The organism is Allobosea sp. P4_H5, from assembly GCF_056400825.1.
Window position 1 is genome coordinate 98,406 of record NZ_JBFUKM010000011.1, and the last position, 18,863, is coordinate 117,268.

Sequence of the window (18,863 nt, forward strand, 5' to 3'; positions counted from 1 at the left end):
CGCCAAATCCATACTATCCGGCGGTCAGCCCTTCAGGCTCGACGAAACTTCCCTCTGGCGCCGGATGGGGCAGCGACCAGCCGAAATAGACCTCGACCGCGACAATCTTGCCGTCTCGGATCGTCATGACCTCGGTATTGCGAAAGCCCTTGCCGTCGAGACCCTCGCCTTCATAGGTCACGAAGACCGTCTCGCCGATCGCGATGAGGCGCTTGAACGTGCAGGCGCGGATGCGCTCGCTGTTCGGCCAGCAGCGTTCGAAATAAGTCGCGCGATCAAGGCGATTGTCGAGCGGGCTGGTGAAATGGAAATCCTCGTCGAGCAGGGCTTCGATCGCTGCCCGATCCTTGTCGACATAAGCTTGATAGCAGGTGCGCGCGATCTCGCTGACGTCATCCGACATGAACTGCCCCTCATTTCCCCATTACAGCCCTAACGGGAAAGGTCGGGGCAGGTTCCGTGCGGTCAGCCCATCGCCTTCTTGAAGTTCTCGTTCGCCTTGTCCCAGTTCACCGTCTTCCACCAGGCGGCGAGGTATTCGGGCCGGCGGTTCTGGTACTTCAGGTAATAGGCGTGCTCCCAGACATCGATGCCGAGCACGGCCTTGGCGCCGAGCTCGAGCGGTGTGTCCTGGTTGGCCGTCGAGATGATGGCGAGCTTCTTGTCCTTGTCGACGACGAGCCAGGCCCAGCCCGAGCCGAAGCGCGTCGCGCCGGCCTGGTTGACCTTCTGCACCAGCTCGAGCATCGAGCCGAAGGCGCCGTCGATCGCGCTCTTCAGTTCGGCGCCGGGTTGCTGGGCCCCGCCCGGCGTCATCAGCTCCCAGAAGAAGCTGTGATTCCAGTGGCCGCCGACATTGTTGCGCACGGCGGTGCGGACAGTGTCGGGCGCAACGCTGAGATCGGCGAGCACCGTCTCGATCGGCGTGGTCCGCAGCGCTTCCCACTGGCCCGCGGCCGTGTTGGCGCCGTTCACATAGGCCTGGTGGTGCAGCGAGTGGTGGATGCGCATGGTCTGCGCATCGATGGTCGGCTCCAGTGCCTCATAGGCATAGCTCAGCTTCGGCAGCGTGAAGACCGGCGGCGGAGCGGCAGGAGCCGGCGCCGTCTGCGCCAGCACCAGTGCCGGACGGGCAATCACGAAGGCTGAACCGGCGGCGAGGCCGGTGAGAAAGCTGCGGCGTTCCAAGGCGTGCCCTCCGGGTGTCGTTGCGGAAACAGAGCTTGCGCGAGCCGCAGCTGCGGTCAAGTGCCCGCGGCTCAACGCCGCTGCTCCTCCATCGACAACGCGATAGGGCAGGGCAGGTTCAGCCCTCCGGCGGCTCGTCCCCCTGGCGGATGCCGTAGCGCCGCTCCAGCCCCGGATTACCGGCGCCGGGCGCGCGCGCCGCGCGCTCGGCCGGGTCGCGGCCGACCTTCTGCATCAGGCTGGCGAGTTCGACGAACTCGTCGCATTGCCGGCGCAGATCGTCGGCGACCATCGGCGGATTGGTGTTGATGGTCGAAACCACCGAGACCTTCACGCCCTTGCGCTGCACCGCCTCGACCAGCGGGCGGAAATCGCCATCGCCGGAGAACAGGTAGATTTGGTCGAGATGGGGGGCGAGCTCGAGCATCTCGATGGCGAGCTCGATGTCCATGTTGCCCTTGACGCGCCGGCGGCCGGTCGCGTCGGTGAACTCCTTGGCCGCCTTGGTGACGACGCGGTAGCCGTTGTAGTCGAGCCAGTCGACCAGCGGTCTGATCGAGGTGTACTCTTCGCTTTCCACCAGTGTCGTGAAGTAGAAGGCTCGGATCAGATTGCCACGTCCCTGGAATTCCTTGAGCAGGCGACGATAGTCCATGTCGAAGCCGAGCTGTTTCGACGTCGCGTAGAGGTTAGCTCCGTCGATGAAGAGCGCGATACGCGGTTCACCTGCCATGTAATGGCTCCTGGCTTAAATACGGTCGATCAATAAGAATCGGCACGGATCTAGGTCGAATAATGTCAGGCTGACGCTCCAAATCGAGCGGTCCTTCGGCGTTTATGTGGTGAATGTGGCGTACCGCGCAAGATTGGGAGCAGATTTTACCATTTTCACGTGCGAGCGCTGCAATATTCAGCTTTTTGGAAAGTCCAATCCCATCTCGCGATAGCGCTCCGGATCGTCGCTCCAATTCTCGCGGACCTTGACGAAAAGGAAGAGGTGGACCTTCGCCTCGGCCGCTTCGGCGATCTCGACGCGCGCCTTCTGGCCGATCGCCTTGATCGTCTGGCCGCCTTCGCCGAGCACGATCTTTCGCTGGCCTTCGCGCTCGACATAGATCGTCTGCTCGATCCTGACCGAGCCGTCCGGGCGCTGCTGCCAGCTCTCGGTCTCGACCGTCGAGCGATAGGGAAGCTCGTCGTGCAGGCGTTCGAAGATCTTCTCGCGGGTGATCTCAGCGGCAAGGAAGCGCAGCGGCGCATCCGAGATCTGATCCTCCGGATAGAGCCAGGGACCGGGCTTCAGCCGGGTCTCCAGCCAGCTGAGGATGTCCTTGACGCCATAGCCGGTCAGCGCCGCGACCATGAAGGTCGTCTCGAACTTGGACTGCTCGTTCACTGCTGCGGTGATGGCAAGCAGCTTCTCCTTCGGGATCGTATCGATCTTGTTGAGGATCAGGAACTTCGGCTGCTTCAGCTGGGCGAGCCTTTCCAGCAGCGCGGTGTTCTCCTCATGGTCGAAGCGCCCGACATCGATCAGCACGCCGATCAGGTCGGCATCGGTCGCCCCGCCCCAGGCGCTCGTCACCATGGCGCGGTCGAGCCGGCGCTTGGGCGCGAAGATGCCGGGCGTGTCGACGAAGATGATCTGTGTCGGGCCGGAGAGGGCGATGCCGCGCACCTGCGTGCGCGTCGTCTGCACCTTGCGCGAGACGATCGAGATCTTGGCACCGACGAGCTGGTTGAGCAGCGTCGACTTGCCGGCATTGGGCGCGCCGATCAGCGCGACGAAGCCGCAGCGGGTCTGCTGGTCGTCCTCAGCCATGGTCCGCCTCCGCTCCTTCGTTCCACAATCCCTGCCGCCGCAGGAAGGCTTCGGCCGCCGCCTGCTCTGCCAGCCGCTTCGAGCGCCCTTCCGCCTCTGCTTCCACCAATGAGCCGATCCGTACCGCGATACGGAAGATCGGCGCATGGTCGGGGCCGGAGCGGCCGCGCTCGGCATAGGTCGGCGTCGGATGGCCCTGGCCCTGCGCCCATTCCTGCAACGCGGTCTTGGCGTCGCGCAAGGGCGTCACCGGCGTCAGCAGCCGCTCGCCGAAGCCGGCCTCGACCAGCTTGCGCGCGGCATCATAGCCACCATCGATGAAGACGGCACCGATGATCGCCTCGCAGGCATCGGCCAGGATCGCCTTGTTCTTGCGCGCGCCCGAAAGGATCTCGCCCTCGCCGAGCCGCAAGTGCGGGCCGACATCCCAAGCGCTCGCAACCGCCGCGCAGGTCTCCTTGCGAACCAGGTCGGCGAGGCGGCGCGACATGTCGCCTTCCTCGGCCTGCGGATAGGTGGTGAACAGCATGTCGGCGACCGAGAGGCCGAGCACGCGGTCTCCCAGGAATTCGAGCCGCTGATAGCTCGCAAGCCGGCGCGGATCGGCGCTCATATGGGTGAGCGCCGTCTCCAGCAGGGCCCGGTCGCGGAAGCGGTGGCCGAGCTTGTCCTCGAGCCGCGAGAGCTCGGGCAGCTTGCGGCCGCTATCGGTGGGCTTGCTCACTTGATCGTCGAGAACATGCGGTTCCAGCGCACCGTCCAGGGCCATTCCCAGATGCGCCAGGCCGACGCGCCCTCGTCGATCGAGAAGAAGATGATCTCGGCGCGGCCGACGAAGTTCTCGAACGGCACATAGCCGACGCTGCGGTCGCGCGAATCGAGCGAGTTGTCGCGATTGTCGCCCATCATGAAGAAATGGCCGGCGGGCACCGTGAACACCGGGGTGTTGTCGAAGGTGCCGGTGTCGCCTTCGCGCTCGATGATGCTGTGGCTGACCCCGTTCGGCAGGATCTCGCGATACTGGATCACGGGGGCAGAGCGGCCCCAGGCGTCGGTGGTGACGAAATCGGCGATCCGCTCGCGCTTCACCGGCGCGTTGTTGATGTGGAGGATGCCGTCGATCATCTGGATGCGGTCGCCCGGCAGGCCGATGACGCGCTTGATGTAATCGGTCGATCCGTCGCTCGGCAGCTTGAACACGGCGATGTCGCCGCGCTTCGGCTCTGCGGCCCAGACCCGGCCCTGGAACAGTGGCGGGCTGAACGGCATCGAATGCTTCGAATAGCCGTAGGTGTATTTCGAGACGAACAGGTAATCGCCGATCAGCAGCGTCGGGATCAGCGAGCCCGAGGGGATGTTGAAGGGCTGGAACAGCAGGGTGCGGATCACGAGGGCGATGAGCAGCGCCTGGACGACGACCTTGATCGTCTCGAGGATGCCGCCTTCGTCCTTGGTCTTGTTCTTGATCTCGGCGTCGTTCGCCACGCGGGGCTCCTGCTGGCTGCGTTTCGCTTGCGCGGTCTAGCCGACTATCGTGTGTCGGACAACGCAGGCGCGATCTGGCAAGTCGATATGGGAGGGATGAACGGCCGTTTCACGGGCCAAAGGCACGCCGTGCCGATACTCTCATCGGCCGGCGCCGGAAAGCCCCGAGTGGTGTTCTCAGCGCAAGGCGCCCCTGCGGGCGGTGCCGAGAGCAGGTCCGGCACCCCACCGAGGGGCAGCGAGGAAGCGCGGTCCGTCACGACCTGTGGCGATGGTGCTGCCGCCCTGCATTGGCGCAGCTTGCCCCTGCGTCTGCGCCAGATTGACGCTGGATTGCGCTGCGATCACAGTCCTGTGATCGCAACCAAAGGGCGAATCGAGATGAGCACGAGAAACTATGTCGCAGAGGTGATCGGTACCTTCTGGCTGACCTTCGCCGGCTGCGGCAGCGCCGTGATCGCAGCGGGCTTTCCGCAGGTCGGAATCGGGTTGCTTGGTGTATCTCTCGCGTTCGGTCTGACCGTCGTCACCATGGCCTATTCGATCGGCCATATCTCTGGCTGTCATCTCAACCCGGCCGTCACGATCGGCCTCGCCGCCGGCGGGCGCTTCCCGGCCGGCCAGGTGGTGCCCTACATCGTCGCCCAGGTCATCGGCGCCATCCTCGCCGCCACCGTGCTCTATTTCATCGCGGTCGGCGCGCCTGGTTTCGATCTCGCCAAGGGTTTCGCCTCGAACGGCTATGGCGAGCATTCGCCCGGCAAATACGGCCTGGCCTCGGCTTTCCTGACCGAGGTGGTGATGACCATGATGTTCCTGTTCATCATCATGGGCGCGACCCATGGCAAGGCGCCGGCCGGCTTCGCGCCGCTCGCCATCGGCCTCGGCCTCGCCTTGATCCATCTGGTCAGCATCCCGGTCACCAACACCTCGGTGAACCCGGCGCGCTCGACCGGCCCGGCGCTCTTCGTCGGCGGCTGGGCCCTGCAGCAGCTCTGGCTGTTCTGGCTGGCGCCGATCATCGGCGGCGTAATTGGTGGCGTCCTCTATCGCTGGCTGAGCGGCGAGTCGCAGGACCAGGTCACCGGCTGACCCCGGCGCCTGCCGCGCAATATCCGCAACCCGAGGTCAGGCCTGGATCGGCCTGGCCTCGATCACGACGAAGGCCTGGGCCAAAGGCGGATCGTCGGTCAGCGAGACATGCACGACCGCCTCGTGGCCCGGCGGTACCATTTGCGCGAGACGCGCTGCGGCGCCGCCGGTCAGCCGCATGGTCGGCCGCCCACTCGGCAGGTTCACCACTTCCATGTCGCGCCAGAACACGCCGGACCTGATGCCGGTGCCGAGCGCCTTCGAGCAGGCTTCCTTGGCGGCGAAGCGGCGGGCATAGGAGGCCGCGCGCGTGGCGCGGCGATCGGATTTCGCCTGCTCGCCCGGCGTGAAGATGCGCTGTGTGAAGCGCTCGCCAAAGCGGGCGAGCGAGTTCTCGATGCGGCGGATGTCGCAGAGATCGGAGCCGATGCCGAGGATCATTCCAGCGGTCTAGCTGGCCGCGCGGCCCTCGTCCATCGCTCGCCGCATCACGGCGATGGCCGTCTCCAGCCCGACGAAGATCGCTTCGCCGATCAGGAAATGGCCGATGTTGAACTCGACGAAGGCCGAAACACCGGCGAGCTTGCGCGCGGTGTCGTAGTCGAGGCCGTGGCCGGCATGGACCTCCAGCCCGAGCGAGGCGGCGAAGGCCGCGCCATTGGCGAGCCGCTGGAACTCGGCCTCGGCCTTGTCGGCATGGCCGTCGGCGACGGCGTGGCACCAGGTGCCGGTATGTAGCTCGACCACCGGCGCACCGAGCTTCGCGGCCATCGCGATCGGCGCCTCGTCAGCCTCGATGAACAGCGAGACGCGGCAGCCCGCCGCCTTCAGCCTGGCGATCGGGGCGGCGAGCGCCTGCGCCTGACCGACGACATCAAGCCCACCCTCGGTGGTGCGTTCCTCGCGCTTCTCGGGCACCAGGCAGGCGGCATGCGGCTTGAACCTCTCGGCGAGGCCGATCATCTCCGCTGTCGCGGCCAGCTCGAAATTGAGTGGCTTGGACAATTCGGTTGCCAACCTTGCCATGTCGGCGTCGCGAATATGGCGTCGGTCTTCGCGCAAGTGGGCGGTGATGCCGTCGGCGCCGGCGGCCACCGCGAGAAGGGCGGCACGCACCGGATCGGGCAGGGCGCCGCCGCGTGCATTTCGCACGGTCGCAACATGGTCGATGTTCACGCCCAGGCGCAAGCGGTTCTCGGTCATGGTCGCCCCTCCGTTATCTGCCGTCTACGCCGCACTCGGCAACGGTTCAAGGCAAGCGATGTGATCGACACCGTCAGCGTTCTTGATCAATTGATGCACGTAATGCGTGTAGTGACTGAAAATGCACGAAATCTGCGGCGTGACTGTTGTTAAGCCCTGGAAACTAGCCTCCGAAATCTCCCTGAGGCGTTTCCAGACCTGTCATGCAGCTTCCCGCGAACCATCGGCAGTTCGAGAGCGAGGTTACCCCCGATCGGCGCGACGCGAACCAGCCGCCCGACCGAGCGCTCGGCCGCGTGATCGCCTGTTCGGGCTCGCGCGCCACGATAGCGGCAAGCGCGTCGGGGGCGACGCCGGGTACGCTGGACGGCTGTGCGATCGGCCGCCTGCTCTCGATCAATCTCGGCACCAGCCGAATCGTCGGGCTGGTCTACGAGATGCGTGCGCTGGAATCGGCCTGGAACGAGGCCGGGTCCAATTCCATAGCGGTCGAGGTCGAGCTGCTCGGCGAGGTCGTCGATGGCGAGAACGGCACTGCGCGCTTCGACAGCGGCATCACCACCTATCCGCCGATCGGAGCGCCGGCGCACCGCATCCGCTCGCGCGACCTGGAGCGCATCCACGATCTCGGTCAGCGCAAGGGCGTCGTCCTCGGCAGCCTGACGCAGGATGCGGGCGTCGCGGCGAGCGTCGACATCGAGCGCCTGCTGTCGCGGCATTTCGCCGTGCTCGGCACTACTGGTGTCGGCAAGTCGAGCGCCGTCGCGCTGATCCTGCGCAAGGCGGTCGCGGCCAGGCCGAACCTGCGCGTGCTGATCCTCGATCCCCACAACGAGTACGCCCACGCCTTCTCCGAGAGCTCCGCGCGGATCGATGCGAGCACGCTCGACCTGCCGTTTTGGCTGTTCCGTTTCGAGGAGTTCGCCGACATCGTCTTCCGCGGCCGCCCGCCGCTGGAGGACGAGGCCGAGATCCTGCGCGAGGTCATCGCCGTCGCGCGCAGCCGCTACCGCACCGTGTCGCCGCAGGACATGGCGCGCGATCTCGGCAGCAGCGTGCTGAAGCGGCCGCTGGAGCTCGGCGCCGCACGTCGCCCGGCCGAGGCCAGCGGATCAGCCGAGCTCGCCGCGCCTTATCGCCTCGCCGATCTCTTCGCGGCGATCGACGAACTGATTGGTCTCCACGAACTGCGCTATCCGCGTACGACCTTGCGCGCGCTCAGGGTGCGGCTGGAGACGCTGCACGGCGACCCGCGCTATGGCTTCCTCTTCGCCCATGCCAACAGCATGGAGACGATCGCCCCGGTGATCAGCCAGGTCTTCCGCGTTCCGCATCGGGGCCGGCCGATCACCGTCTTCCAGCTCGCCGGGCTGCCCTCGGAGGTCGTCAACGCCGTCGCGTCCAGCCTGGCGCGGCTCGCCTTCGACCTCGCCATGGCGAGCCGCGGCAGCTACGAGATCCTGCTGCTCTGCGAGGAAGCGCATCGCTATGTGCCGCAGGACCAGGCGCTCGGCTTCGCACCGACGCGCCAGGCCATCGCCCGCATTGCCAAGGAGGGGCGCAAATACGGCGCTTATCTCGGCCTGGTGACGCAGCGTCCCGGCGAACTCGACCCGACCATCCTGTCGCAATGCTCGACCGTCTTCGCCATGCGCCTCGGCAATGATCGCGACCAGGAGATCATCCGCGCTGCGATCGCCGATGCCTCGGCCAGCACCATCGCCTTCCTCTCCTCGATCGGCAATCGCGAGGCGATCGCCTTCGGCGAGGCGGTCGCAACAACGATGCGCATGCGCTTCCTGGAGCAGCGACCTGAGGAACTGCCGGCGATGGCAGGTCGTGTGTCGGTGCAGACCGAGCACCGCGAGCCGCTGGTCGAGGAGCTCGTCGCCCGCATGCGGGGGCTTTGACGCCGTCGTCAGCAGCAGGATGCGACGAGCGGGCCGTCCGGGAACTCGGCATATTGCGGCAGGGCATCGGTGATCTCGAACCACGGTGCCTTGGAACCGACGAAGATGTGCGCCGTCGGCCTGATGCTGGGTGCGTCGGTCAACGTGCCCAGGGTGACATGGACGAAAGCACCCGCGCGGACCACGGAATACAGCAGCGAGCCACAACGCCCGCAATGAACGTCATGGGTTTCGTCGCTGCCATAGCGCAGCAGGGCGCCGGCGCCTTGCGTGACTTCGAGCTCTCGCCTCGCAATGCCGGCGAATGGTTTGAAGGCTGCTCCCGTGGTCCGGCGGCACTGCGAACAATGGCAGTTCATGGCGTAGTCGAAGGCGTCGGTGACGCTGTAGGACACCGCGCCGCAAAAGCACCGGCCGGACAGATTACGGGGGCGGGAGCGGGTGGAACTGGTCAAATGGAGGCCCCAGGCGAAGGCATTTAGCTTGCCGCATTCAAGCAATGACCGAAGCGCTCGCGTGGCAGCAGCGAAATTCTTGCATCCATCCGCTTCAACCTGTATGAGCGCCGTTCAACCTTTCCATCGCATCGCGCACGATCAGAAGGAGCCGCGAATGGCTCGCGTCACCGTTGAGGACTGCATCGACAAGGTCGAGAACCGCTTCGAGCTGGTTCTCCTCGCGAGCCACCGCGCCCGCATGATCGCCTCGGGCTCCTCGATCCTCGTCCAGCGCGACAACGACAAGAACCCGGTCGTCGCCCTGCGCGAGATCGCCGACGAGAAGCTCACCCCCGAGGATCTCAAGGAAGACCTGATCCACTCGCTGCAGAAGCATGTCGAGGTCGACGAGCCGGAGGCTGACACCGTGCCGCTGCTGACCTCGCAGTCGCATGTCGCCACCCCCGATTCTGAAGTCCAGTTCGATCGGATGAGCGAAGACGATCTGCTGCGCGGCCTCGATGGGCTCGTCCCGCCGACCGAGAGCGCCGACGACGAAGATTGAACCGTCGGAAAGCGTTGACGATATCTGCTAAAGCCCGGCCCTGCCGGGCTTTTTCATGCCTGTCACGCACGGATTGATCTTGCCGCGGCCTGCCGCGATCGTTGATATTGAAGCGAATCCAATCGAGTTGAGCGGTGGAGTTGCGCCCGCATGGGCATGATGCGGCAATATGAGCTTGTCGACCGGGTCAAGCGCTACAACCCGAACACCGACGAGGAGCTGCTCAACCGCGCCTATGTCTACGCCATGCGTGCGCATGGTACGCAGAAGCGCGCCTCGGGCGACCCGTTCTTCGCCCATCCGCTCGAAGTCGCGGCGATCCTCACCGAGCTCAAGCTCGACGACGCCACCATCGTCGCCGCCGTCCTGCACGATACCGTCGAGGACACCGAGGCGACGCTGGAGGAGATCGAGACCCTGTTCGGGCCCGATATCCGCCGCCTCGTCGACGGTCTCACCAAGATCAAGAAGCTCGACCTTGTCTCGAAGAAGGCGGCGCAGGGCGAGAACTTCCGCAAGCTGCTGCTCGCCATCGTCGACGATATCCGGGTGCTCCTGGTCAAGCTCGCCGACCGGCTGCACAACATGCGCACGCTGCATTATGTGCCGCCGGAAAAGCGCCTGCGCGTCGCCGAGGAGACGATCGAGATCTATGCGCCGCTCGCCGGCCGCATGGGTATGCAGGAATTGCGCGAGGAGCTGGAGGAGCTCGCTTTCCGCCATATCAAGCCGGAAGCGCACGCCACCATCACCAAGCGGCTGGAAGAGGTCACCCAGCGCGAGGGCAAGGTCATCGGCGAGATCGAGAGCGATCTCAAGGCCAAGCTCGCCGAGCGCGGCATCGAGGCGCAGGTCTATGGCCGGCGCAAGCGCCCCTATTCGATCTGGAAGAAGATGGAGCGCAAATCCGTCTCCTTCGAGCAGCTCTCCGATATCTTCGGCTTCCGCGTCATCATCGACAAGCCGGAGGACTGTTACCGCGTCCTCGGCATCGTCCACATGACCTGGCCGATGGTGCCGGGCCGCTACAAGGACTACATCTCGACGCCGAAGCAGAACGACTACCGCTCGCTGCACACCACCGTCGTCGGCCCCGGCCGCCAGCGCGTCGAATTGCAGATCCGCACCGACGGAATGGACCGCGTCGCCGAGTTCGGCATCGCCGCCCATGCCCGCTACAAGGACGGACGGACGGCCGGTGTCGTCGCCGCCGCCGACGAGAGCCGCGCCTATCAATGGCTGCGCCGCACCGTCGACCTGCTGGCCGAGGGCGACAATCCCGAGGAGTTCCTCGAGCACACCAAGCTCGAGCTCTTCCACGACCAGGTCTTCTGCTTCACGCCCAAGGGGCGCCTGATCGCCCTGCCGCGCGGCGCGACGCCGATCGATTTCGCTTATGCTGTTCACACCGATGTCGGCAACACCGCCGTCGGCGCCAAGATCAATGGCCGGATCGCGCCACTTCTCACCGAGTTGCAAAACGGCGACGAGGTCGAGATCACCCGCGCCGAGGGTCAGGCGCCTCCGGCCGCCTGGGAATCGCTGGTAGTGACCGGCAAGGCGCGCGCCGCCATCCGCCGCGCCACGCGCGTCGCGGTGCGCCGGCAATATGCCGGGCTCGGCCGCCAGATCCTGGAACGCGCTTTCATGCGGGCCGAGCGGCCCTTCACCGACGAGAAGCTGAAGGCCGCGCTGAAGCGGCTTGCGCGCACCGCTGTCGACGACGTGCTCGCTGCCGTCGGCCGCGGCGAAATGTTCTCGGGCGACGTGGTGCGGGCGGTCTATCCCGATCTGGAGCCGGAGAAGCGCGCGACAGGCGAGGCCAAGACGGCGCCGCCCGGCAAGGGCTGGTTCGAACTGCGCCAGGGCGAGAACCTCAAGTTCAAGCTGCCGAACGAGACGCCGGGCACCGACGCGATCCCGATCCGCGGTCTCGGCGGCGACCTGCCGGTCCGTTTTGCGCCGGGTGGCGGCGCCGTGCCGGGCGATCGCATCGTCGGCATCCTGACGCCGGGCGAGGCGGTGACGATCTATCCGATCCAGTCGCCCTCACTCGCCGCCTTCGACAACGAGCCCGAGCGCTGGCTCGATGTGCGCTGGGACCTCGACGACAAGCGCCCGCAGCGCTTCCCGGCGCGCATCCAGCTCAACTCGATCAACGAGCCGGGCTCGCTCGCCCAGATCACCACCACCATCGCCGAGCATGACGGCAATATCGACGCGGTCTCGATGGTCCGTCCGACGCCGGATTTCACCGACGTCACCATCGACCTGACGGTCTGGGACCTGAAGCACCTCAGCGCGATTATCAGCGAACTGCGCGAGAAGCGGGTGATCAGCCGGGTCGAGAGGGTGGTGGCGTAGTGCGCGTCACCCCGCCCGGAACGCCGCCGCGAGCTCCCTGACGAAGGCGTTGGCGCGCGGCGTTGCTACATTGCTGCGCAGCACGACCTCGAACGTATCCAGCGCCGGCAACCCCCAGTCCGGTCCCAGATCGATCGCCCCGCGCGGCGCGATCCGGGCGGCCAGTGGCGAGACGCCGAGGCCGCCTTCGACGGCCGCCAGCACCGCCGCCATGCCGCCGCCGATGAAGGCTTCGCGCCAGGGCAGGCCGGCGCTGTCGAGCGCCTCCATGGCGTGGCGGCGCAGGCGGCATTCCGGCATCAGGCTGACCAGCGGTATCGGCCCATCCGGCTTCGTCAGCGATGGCGCGCCGAACCAGCCGAAGGCGTCACGCCGCAGCACCTCGCCGGTGCGGCCTGAGCCCAGCCGGCGGATCACCGCGACATCGAGCTCGCCGCGCTCGAACGCCGTGTCGAGCGCGGCCGAGGGCTCGATGCGAAGCCCGATCACCAGAGAAGGGTCGTGGCGGGCCAGCCGTGCCAGCAGGGCAGGGGCGTCGGCTCCCACCGCCTGCTCGCTAATGCCGATGCTGATGCGCTCCTGAACCTGCTGGAACGAGGTCCGGGCTCGCTCATGCGCCGCCATCAAGTCACGCGCCGCCGGCAGGAAGCGCTCGCCCTCGGCTGTCAGCCGGACGAGGCGCGGATGTCGCTGCAGCAGCAATTGGCCGAGCGCCTCCTCCAGCTTCTTGATGCGCGTCGAGACCAGCGATTGCGCCGTGCCGAGCGCCTCGGCGGCACGGGTGAAGCTGCTGAACTCCGCCGCGCGCAGGAAGGCGGCGACGCCGTCGAGGTCGAGTGTGTTGCTCATGACAAATCTGGATTCGAGATTATTGATATCGTCAAAAATACGATTTTCAGATCGTCATTTCAAGCCTAGTTTCAAGGCGTCGGCGGCGAAGACCGCCCTCGTCCTATGGAGCCTGTCATGCCCCTGATCCGGATTTCGATGCGCCGCGGCCGCCCGGCCTCGCACCCCGCCGCCATCGTCGATGGCGTCTATCGCGCCCTTCGCGCAACCTTCGAGGTGCCGGAGAACGACCTCTTCGCCGTGGTGCACCAGCACGAGGCCGAGGAGTTCATCTTCGACAACAATTATTTCGGCTTCAACCGCAGCGACGCGCTGGTCATCATCCAGCTTACCGTCGCCAACACCCGTGGCGTCACCCAGAAGAAGGCGCTCTATGCGGCCATCGCCGAGAACCTGCAGAAGGAGCCGGGCTTGAGGCCCGACGACATCTTCATCAACCTCGTCGAGGTCAAGCGCGAGGACTGGTCCTTCGGCGGCGGCATCGCGCAGTACGTGGCGTGAGCCGATGGAGCCAGAAAAGGCGCGGGGAACCCTCTCCTGGAAGGAGAGGGCAGGGTGAGGTATGGGCGGTCTGATCCGTTCGGCGAGCGCTCACCGCACGGTCGGGTTCAGGCTCACGATATCGCTCCCGAACACCTCACCCCTACCCCTCTCCTTTCAGGAGAGGGGATCCCGCGCTTCTGCTGACAACGTTGTGCGCGCGGGCACTGGAAACATCACCCCTGATGCCCCTAACTCTCCCCGCATGGAATGGAGCGACGAGGGCACGATCATCGGTGTCAGGCGTCATGGCGAGAGCGCCGTGATCCTGGAGGTGATGACGCGTGACCATGGCCGTCATCTCGGCCTCGTCCGCGGTGGCCGCTCCAGCAAGCAGCAACCGGTGCTCCAGCCCGGCAATCTCGTCTCGCTGACCTGGCGGGCGCGGCTCGACGAGCATCTCGGCGAGTACAAGGTCGAGCTCCTGACCTCGCATGCGGCGAGGCTGATGGCCCAGCCAGTCGCGCTCTACGGCCTAGCCAATGTCGCTGGCCTGCTGCGCCTGCTGCCGGAGCGCGATCCGCATCCCGGCCTCTATGAGGGGCTGGCAGTGCTGCTCGCCCATCTCGACGAGATCGCGATCGCCCCGGCGCTGATGGTGCGCTTCGAGCTCGCCATGCTCTCAGAGCTCGGCTACGGGCTCTCGCTCGAACGCTGCGCCGTCACCGGCCTGCGTGAGGATTTGAGCCATGTCTCGCCGAAATCCGGCAAGGCGGTGAGCCGCAAGGCCGCCGAGCCCTATCTCGACCGGCTGCTCAGCCTGCCGGCCTTCCTGAGCGAGGGACAGGGCGCGCGCCGGCCGGCGCCGGCCGAGATCGCTGCCGGCTTCGCCCTGACCGGTTTTTTCCTGCGCCGCGACCTCTATGAGCCGCGTGGTTTGCAGGAGCCGCCGGAGCGGGTGCGCCTGCTGGAGCTGGCAGCGAGAATCCACTGATTTCCGCTGGTTTTCAGGCATCGGCGCTTTGCGTCGCTTGCATCCCGGCTGCATCGTTGCATCAAGTGATTCGGGCCCTTATTCCCTCGTGTTTGCGAGGTATGGACCGGTGTCGGCCCCTCAGCCGGGCTGCGTGTCGAACTAGGTTGGTAGAAGCATGGGCAAACCCGTCGAGCCACCTCCGGAGGAGGAAGCCGAACGCGTCGATCTGAAGAGCGCGCTCGAGGAGCGCTATCTTGCCTATGCGCTCTCGACGATCATGCACCGCGCCCTGCCGGATGCGCGCGACGGGCTGAAGCCGGTCCATCGCCGCATTCTCTATGCGATGCGCCTGCTGCGGTTGAACCCCGATGTCGTCCACCGCAAATGCGCGAAGATCGTCGGCGACGTCATCGGCGGCTTTCATCCGCATGGCGACCAGTCGGTCTACGACGCCCTGGTGCGTCTCGCCCAGGATTTCGCCCAGCGCTATCCCCTCATCGACGGACAGGGCAATTTCGGCAATATCGATGGCGATAACGCCGCCGCCTACCGCTACACCGAAGCACGCATGACCGAGGTCGCGCGCCTCCTGCTCGACGGCATCGAGGAGGACGCGGTCGATTTCCGTCCGACCTACAATGCCGAGGACGAGGAGCCGATGGTGCTCCCGGCCGCCTTTCCGAACCTGCTCGCCAACGGCTCGCAGGGCATCGCGGTCGGCATGGCGACCTCGATCCCGCCGCACAACGCCGCCGAGCTCTGCGACGCGGCGCTCTATCTGATCCAGCATCCGGACACGACGTCCGAGCAGTTGATGACCTTCGTGCCGGGGCCGGATTTCCCGACCGGCGGCATCATCGTCGAGTCGCGCTCGTCGATGGTCGAGACCTATCGCACCGGCCGTGGTGGCTTCCGCACGCGGGCGCGCTGGCATGTCGAGGACCAGGGTAGAGGCACCTGGTTCGTCGTCGTCACAGAGATCCCCTACGGAGTCCAGAAGGGCCGGCTGATCGAGAAGATCGCCGAATTGCTCAACGACCGGAAACTGCCGCTGGTCGCGGACCTGCGCGACGAGTCGGCCGAGGACATCCGCGTCGTCATCGAGCCACGCGCCCGCAATGTCGACGCCAACCTGATGATGGAATCGCTGTTCAGGCTCTCCGAGCTGGAATCGCGCATTCCGATGAACATGAACGTGCTGACCGGCGGCGTGGTACCGCGCGTGCTCAGCCTCGCTGAAGCGCTGCGGGCCTGGCTCGACCATCGCCGGGAGGTCTTGCAGCGGCGCTCGCGCTTCCGCCTCGGCCAGATCGAGAAGCGCCTCGAAATCCTCGCCGGCCTCTTGATCGTCTATCTCGACCTCGACCGGGTGATCAAAATCATCCGCGAGGAGGACGAGCCCAAGATCGAGCTGATGAAGGTCTTCGCGCTCAACGAGGTCCAGGCCAATGCCATCCTCGACACCCGCCTGCGCGCCTTGCGCAAGCTGGAGGAGATGCAGCTCAAGACCGAGTTCGACGAACTGACCCAGGAGAAGGGCCAGATCGAGGGGCTGCTCGCCTCCGAAGCCCAGCAGTGGAAGACCATCTCCTGGGATATCCGCGAGGTGAAGAAGTTGTTCGGCCCGGAGACGGCGATCGGCAAGCGCCGCACCACCTTCGCCGACATGCCCGACACGACCGATATCGATCTGACGCAGGCCATGGTCGAGCGCGAGCCGGTGACGGTGGTGATCTCGAAGAAGGGCTGGATCCGGGCACTGAAGGGCCATGTCCAGGACCTCTCGACCCTGTCCTTCAAGGGGGACGACGGCCTGCGCACCGCCTTCTTCAGCGAGACGACGTCCAAGATCCTGGTGATGGCGACCAACGGCAAGGTCTTCACGCTGGAGGCCTCGAAGCTGCCCGGTGGGCGCGGCTTCGGCGATCCGATCCGGCTGATGATCGAGCTGGAGGAGAGCGCCGAGATCGTCGCCGCCTTCCCCTACAAGGCGGGCTTGAAGCTTCTGGTCGCCAGCACGGAAGGGCGCGGCTTCGTCGTGCCGACCGATGATGTCGTCGCCAACACCCGCAAGGGCAAGCAGGTGCTGAACATCGAGGCGCCGGTCGAGGCGATGCTCGTCGTGCCGGCCGAGGGCGACCATGTCGCGATCATCGGCCAGAACCGCAAGCTGCTCTGCTTCCCGATCTCCGAGGTTGCGGAGATGGGCCGCGGCAAGGGCGTCAAGCTGCAGCGCTACAAGGATGGCGGCCTGTCGGACGCCAAGGTCTTCAAGCTGGAGGACGGGCTGACCTGGCTCGATTCCTCGAGCCGGACCTGGACGGTGGCGCAGGCCGAATTGCTCGAATGGCTCGGCCACCGCGCCGAGGCAGGCCGCCTGCCGCCCAAGGGCTTCCCGAAGAACAACAAGTTCGGGGGCTGATGCACGACGTCATGCTCGGGCTTGACCCGAGCATCTCAGGCCGGCGGATGTTCCGGTAGTCTACCCGTCACGAGATTCTCGGGCTTGCGCTTCGCTTCGCTCGAGAATGACGGCACTTCAAAGGCTTCCGTCGATCCGTTGAATCAACCCGCCAGCGTCTTGAATCGCATCCTCAGCGCATCGCCGGCCCGACGACGCCGACTTCGAGTCCGAGCGTCAGCTTGTCGGTGACCGCCCATTCGACGCCCGCACGCGCCTCCGGCCTGACGGCGATGTCGGAGCGCGAGAACGGCGCCGAGAACGACGTCGCGCCATAGCGGAAGGTCTCGTTGGCTGCCGCCAGGCCGACCGTGGTGTAGAGCAGCACATCAGGCGTCGCGAACACGCCGGCCTTGACCTGGAAGGCGCCGGCGATGTCGCGGGTATAGGTCGCGCGGTTGAAGCCGGGATTGGCATAGCCGCCGAAGGCGGGGGAGAATTCGAGTGCTCCGGAGATGCCGTAGACGAAATCGCCGTCGCGCCACATCTTGCCGGCTTCCAGCCCGATCACCGGGCCGGCGGACGTTCCGTAATGCTTCGAGCTGATGACCTGGAAGCCACTGGAGATGCGGGCATAGGAGCCTTCCCATTTCACGCCGCCGGGCGACAGGGTCGGCTGCGACCAGGCGAAGGAGGGCAGGACGCTGAAGCCGGAGAGCGGCAGGAAGGCCTGCGCCTGCGCCGGGGCGCCGGCCGCGAGCAGCGCGGCCAGGGCTGCGCCGGCTGAAAGAAGCTTCATGCGTGCGGTGCCGAGGGCCGGGATCATGCTCATGGCATAGCAGGTGAGGGTGGGATTGTCGCGCTTTTGTGGCGCGACACCCGGTCGTCAGCTGAGCTTGGTCTTGAGGCGCAGGAACCGCATCGTCCGTTCGGCGGTGGCCATGTCGAGGTGCTCATAGCCCTTGAGATCGTCCTCGATGTCCTTGGCCTTGAAGTAGAGGCGTCGTGCGCGCAGTTCCAGGATCGCGTGAAAGCTGTGCTTGTCGAGTTCCAGTATGCGCGCCAGCACGGCGATGCCGCTGACGTCGCGCTGCATCAGCACACGCAGGGCCTGCTCGTTGGTGACCTCGGCGCTGGTCGCGATCACCTGGGCGAGGTGGAAGGCGCGATCCTCCTCCGCCAGCATCGTGACGACGTCGTCGAGCGTGCGGGTCTTCGCGCGCAGATCCGAGAGCAGCAGCTTGACCTCGAGCCTTTGCTGGCGCGCCTGCTTGGCGAGTGTCTCGGCTTCCTCGTTGCGCTCGGACTGGTCGGACATCTGCTCCACGATGCGCAGCACGCGCTGGGCACGCTGCGGCGACAGGTCGGAGCGGCGTGAGAGCGCCTCGCCTACGGCCGCATCGTCGCCGCCGCGTTGCAGCAGCCGGTCGAAGCCGTGGTCGGAGAATTGCGCCCCTTCATTGCCGGAGACCGTGCGCAGCACCGTCGTGTCGCCGCGCTCGACCAGGATATCGGTCACGCCTTCGGACAAGCGGGCGCGTTCGGCGATCGCCGCGAGATGGGCTTGCGTCTGGCTGACGGCGATGGCTGCGAGGTCGGTGTCGGTCAGGACCGGGGAGAGCTTGAGCACGAGCCGCGCGACGTCGGCATCCGCATCGTTCGCCAGCGTCACCGCCACCTGCCGCGGCAGCGTTTCGGTCGCGGCGACCGAGTCAGCGTATTCGCGGCGGCCGTCGGTATCGAGATGCGGCAACGAACGCAGCGCGATGTCGCCATAGTGATCCTTCGATTCCTCGCTCGGATCGGTATCGAGCAGAAAGAGGTCGGTCACGGCGTTGAGGAGCTTGCGCCGAGAATCGGACGACATCTCCGCGGGCATGCGGGTGAGAGTCTGCAGCATGGATTCTTCCACAAGGCTCCGGCGGCATTCTGACGCCAGTTCCCGCAACCTGCCGCAGCGCCGTTTGATTTAGTCTTAAGCCGGCCGGCGATTCTTCAGTATTTCCAGTGTTTTTAATTACAACCAGTGATTGTATCAATGTATATATTCAATTACCAAGTTGTATCTGCACTTCGTGCAATGGAACTTCA

19 protein-coding genes are annotated in these 18,863 nt (G+C 65.8%); 7 read left to right on the top strand and 12 right to left on the bottom strand.

The window, feature by feature from the left end; translation table 11 throughout:
- Window positions 1–13 precede the first annotated feature (13 nt).
- From AC1DS0_RS21895 to lepB, 6 genes are all read right to left on the bottom strand, one after another.
- Window positions 14–403 carry a nuclear transport factor 2 family protein gene (locus AC1DS0_RS21895; RefSeq protein WP_476816385.1) on the bottom strand — a complete coding sequence of 130 codons (390 nt, stop codon included), beginning with the start codon at window positions 401–403 and terminating at the stop codon, window positions 14–16.
- A 62-nt stretch (window positions 404–465) separates the two neighbouring features.
- A complete protein-coding gene (locus AC1DS0_RS21900) occupies window positions 466–1,188 on the bottom strand; it encodes a superoxide dismutase (RefSeq protein ID WP_476816386.1) in 723 nt (240 codons plus the stop codon).
- A gap of 118 nt (window positions 1,189–1,306) precedes the next feature.
- Window positions 1,307–1,921 (bottom strand): LabA-like NYN domain-containing protein, encoded by a 615-nt coding sequence (locus AC1DS0_RS21905; RefSeq protein ID WP_152014153.1) that lies wholly within the window; start codon window positions 1,919–1,921, stop codon window positions 1,307–1,309.
- Window positions 1,922–2,098: 177 nt separating this feature from the next.
- A complete protein-coding gene (gene era, locus AC1DS0_RS21910; RefSeq protein WP_476816387.1) occupies window positions 2,099–3,010 on the bottom strand; it encodes a GTPase Era in 912 nt (303 codons plus the stop codon).
- Entirely contained in the window at window positions 3,003–3,734 is a 732-nt protein-coding gene (rnc, locus tag AC1DS0_RS21915; protein ID WP_476816388.1) for a ribonuclease III, read from the bottom strand. Before rnc ends, era begins: the two co-directional genes overlap by 8 nt.
- The gene (gene lepB, locus AC1DS0_RS21920; protein WP_152014156.1) at window positions 3,731–4,495 is read right to left on the bottom strand and encodes a signal peptidase I; all 765 of its coding nucleotides are present in this window, start codon (window positions 4,493–4,495) and stop codon (window positions 3,731–3,733) included. Before lepB ends, rnc begins: the two co-directional genes overlap by 4 nt.
- A 381-nt stretch (window positions 4,496–4,876) precedes the next feature.
- Between lepB and aqpZ the strand changes: the two genes are divergently transcribed.
- Window positions 4,877–5,587, top strand: a complete 711-nt coding sequence (gene aqpZ / locus AC1DS0_RS21925) for an aquaporin Z (RefSeq protein ID WP_152014157.1) — start codon at window positions 4,877–4,879, stop codon at window positions 5,585–5,587.
- 36 nt (window positions 5,588–5,623) lie between these two features.
- On the opposite strand, the gene acpS is transcribed toward aqpZ, so the two are convergent.
- Window positions 5,624–6,028, bottom strand: coding sequence for a holo-ACP synthase (acpS, locus tag AC1DS0_RS21930; protein WP_100963071.1), 405 nt, complete (start codon window positions 6,026–6,028; stop codon window positions 5,624–5,626).
- A 9-nt stretch (window positions 6,029–6,037) separates the two neighbouring features.
- Complete coding sequence (locus AC1DS0_RS21935) at window positions 6,038–6,790, bottom strand: pyridoxine 5'-phosphate synthase (protein WP_476816389.1); 753 nt, start codon at window positions 6,788–6,790, stop codon at window positions 6,038–6,040.
- Window positions 6,791–6,993: 203 nt separating this feature from the next.
- Between AC1DS0_RS21935 and AC1DS0_RS21940 the strand changes: the two genes are divergently transcribed.
- Window positions 6,994–8,700, top strand: a complete 1,707-nt coding sequence (locus AC1DS0_RS21940; protein ID WP_476816390.1) for an ATP-binding protein — start codon at window positions 6,994–6,996, stop codon at window positions 8,698–8,700.
- A gap of 8 nt (window positions 8,701–8,708) precedes the next feature.
- Here AC1DS0_RS21940 and AC1DS0_RS21945 read toward each other — a convergent pair whose 3' ends face one another.
- Window positions 8,709–9,155: a GFA family protein gene (locus AC1DS0_RS21945; protein WP_476816391.1), complete on the bottom strand. Its 447-nt coding sequence runs from the start codon at window positions 9,153–9,155 to the stop codon at window positions 8,709–8,711.
- 157 nt (window positions 9,156–9,312) lie between these two features.
- Here AC1DS0_RS21945 and rpoZ point away from each other — a divergent pair, with 157 nt between their 5' ends.
- Together rpoZ and AC1DS0_RS21955 are read left to right on the top strand one after the other, a co-directional pair.
- Complete coding sequence (rpoZ, locus tag AC1DS0_RS21950; protein WP_057192190.1) at window positions 9,313–9,702, top strand: DNA-directed RNA polymerase subunit omega; 390 nt, start codon at window positions 9,313–9,315, stop codon at window positions 9,700–9,702.
- Between the two features lie 156 nt (window positions 9,703–9,858).
- The gene (locus AC1DS0_RS21955) at window positions 9,859–12,066 is read left to right on the top strand and encodes a RelA/SpoT family protein (RefSeq protein ID WP_476816539.1); all 2,208 of its coding nucleotides are present in this window, start codon (window positions 9,859–9,861) and stop codon (window positions 12,064–12,066) included.
- A gap of 6 nt (window positions 12,067–12,072) precedes the next feature.
- Here AC1DS0_RS21955 and AC1DS0_RS21960 read toward each other — a convergent pair whose 3' ends face one another.
- Complete coding sequence (locus tag AC1DS0_RS21960) at window positions 12,073–12,915, bottom strand: LysR substrate-binding domain-containing protein (protein ID WP_476816392.1); 843 nt, start codon at window positions 12,913–12,915, stop codon at window positions 12,073–12,075.
- Between the two features lie 117 nt (window positions 12,916–13,032).
- Here AC1DS0_RS21960 and AC1DS0_RS21965 point away from each other — a divergent pair, with 117 nt between their 5' ends.
- The 3 genes from AC1DS0_RS21965 (at window position 13,033) to parC (ending at window position 16,793) form a co-directional block, all read left to right on the top strand.
- Entirely contained in the window at window positions 13,033–13,416 is a 384-nt protein-coding gene (locus tag AC1DS0_RS21965; RefSeq protein ID WP_476816393.1) for a tautomerase family protein, read from the top strand.
- 244 nt (window positions 13,417–13,660) lie between these two features.
- A complete protein-coding gene (recO, locus tag AC1DS0_RS21970) occupies window positions 13,661–14,389 on the top strand; it encodes a DNA repair protein RecO (RefSeq protein WP_476816394.1) in 729 nt (242 codons plus the stop codon).
- Window positions 14,390–14,546: 157 nt separating this feature from the next.
- Window positions 14,547–16,793 (top strand): DNA topoisomerase IV subunit A, encoded by a 2,247-nt coding sequence (gene parC / locus AC1DS0_RS21975; protein ID WP_476816395.1) that lies wholly within the window; start codon window positions 14,547–14,549, stop codon window positions 16,791–16,793.
- Window positions 16,794–16,965: 172 nt separating this feature from the next.
- On the opposite strand, the gene AC1DS0_RS21980 is transcribed toward parC, so the two are convergent.
- Complete coding sequence (locus tag AC1DS0_RS21980; protein ID WP_476816396.1) at window positions 16,966–17,571, bottom strand: outer membrane protein; 606 nt, start codon at window positions 17,569–17,571, stop codon at window positions 16,966–16,968.
- Between the two features lie 87 nt (window positions 17,572–17,658).
- Window positions 17,659–18,672, bottom strand: coding sequence for a DUF2336 domain-containing protein (locus tag AC1DS0_RS21985; RefSeq protein ID WP_476816397.1), 1,014 nt, complete (start codon window positions 18,670–18,672; stop codon window positions 17,659–17,661).
- Window positions 18,673–18,863: the final 191 nt, after the last annotated feature.

Excerpts from the sequence above, each read along its gene's own strand:
- AC1DS0_RS21965 (WP_476816393.1), top strand. The coding sequence starts at position 13,033 with ATGCCCCTGATCCGGATTTCGATGCGCCGCGGCCGCCCGGCCTCGCAC.
- AC1DS0_RS21935 (WP_476816389.1), bottom strand. The coding sequence starts at position 6,790 with ATGACCGAGAACCGCTTGCGCCTGGGCGTGAACATCGACCATGTTGCG.
- AC1DS0_RS21895 (WP_476816385.1), bottom strand. The coding sequence starts at position 403 with ATGTCGGATGACGTCAGCGAGATCGCGCGCACCTGCTATCAAGCTTAT.
- era (WP_476816387.1), bottom strand. The coding sequence starts at position 3,010 with ATGGCTGAGGACGACCAGCAGACCCGCTGCGGCTTCGTCGCGCTGATC.
- AC1DS0_RS21960 (WP_476816392.1), bottom strand. The coding sequence starts at position 12,915 with ATGAGCAACACACTCGACCTCGACGGCGTCGCCGCCTTCCTGCGCGCG.
- AC1DS0_RS21980 (WP_476816396.1), bottom strand. The coding sequence starts at position 17,571 with ATGAAGCTTCTTTCAGCCGGCGCAGCCCTGGCCGCGCTGCTCGCGGCC.
- aqpZ (WP_152014157.1), top strand. The coding sequence starts at position 4,877 with ATGAGCACGAGAAACTATGTCGCAGAGGTGATCGGTACCTTCTGGCTG.
- parC (WP_476816395.1), top strand. The coding sequence starts at position 14,547 with ATGGGCAAACCCGTCGAGCCACCTCCGGAGGAGGAAGCCGAACGCGTC.
- AC1DS0_RS21955 (WP_476816539.1), top strand. The coding sequence starts at position 9,859 with ATGATGCGGCAATATGAGCTTGTCGACCGGGTCAAGCGCTACAACCCG.
- recO (WP_476816394.1), top strand. The coding sequence starts at position 13,661 with ATGGAATGGAGCGACGAGGGCACGATCATCGGTGTCAGGCGTCATGGC.
- acpS (WP_100963071.1), bottom strand. The coding sequence starts at position 6,028 with ATGATCCTCGGCATCGGCTCCGATCTCTGCGACATCCGCCGCATCGAG.
- AC1DS0_RS21905 (WP_152014153.1), bottom strand. The coding sequence starts at position 1,921 with ATGGCAGGTGAACCGCGTATCGCGCTCTTCATCGACGGAGCTAACCTC.
- rpoZ (WP_057192190.1), top strand. The coding sequence starts at position 9,313 with ATGGCTCGCGTCACCGTTGAGGACTGCATCGACAAGGTCGAGAACCGC.
- AC1DS0_RS21985 (WP_476816397.1), bottom strand. The coding sequence starts at position 18,672 with ATGCTGCAGACTCTCACCCGCATGCCCGCGGAGATGTCGTCCGATTCT.
- AC1DS0_RS21940 (WP_476816390.1), top strand. The coding sequence starts at position 6,994 with ATGCAGCTTCCCGCGAACCATCGGCAGTTCGAGAGCGAGGTTACCCCC.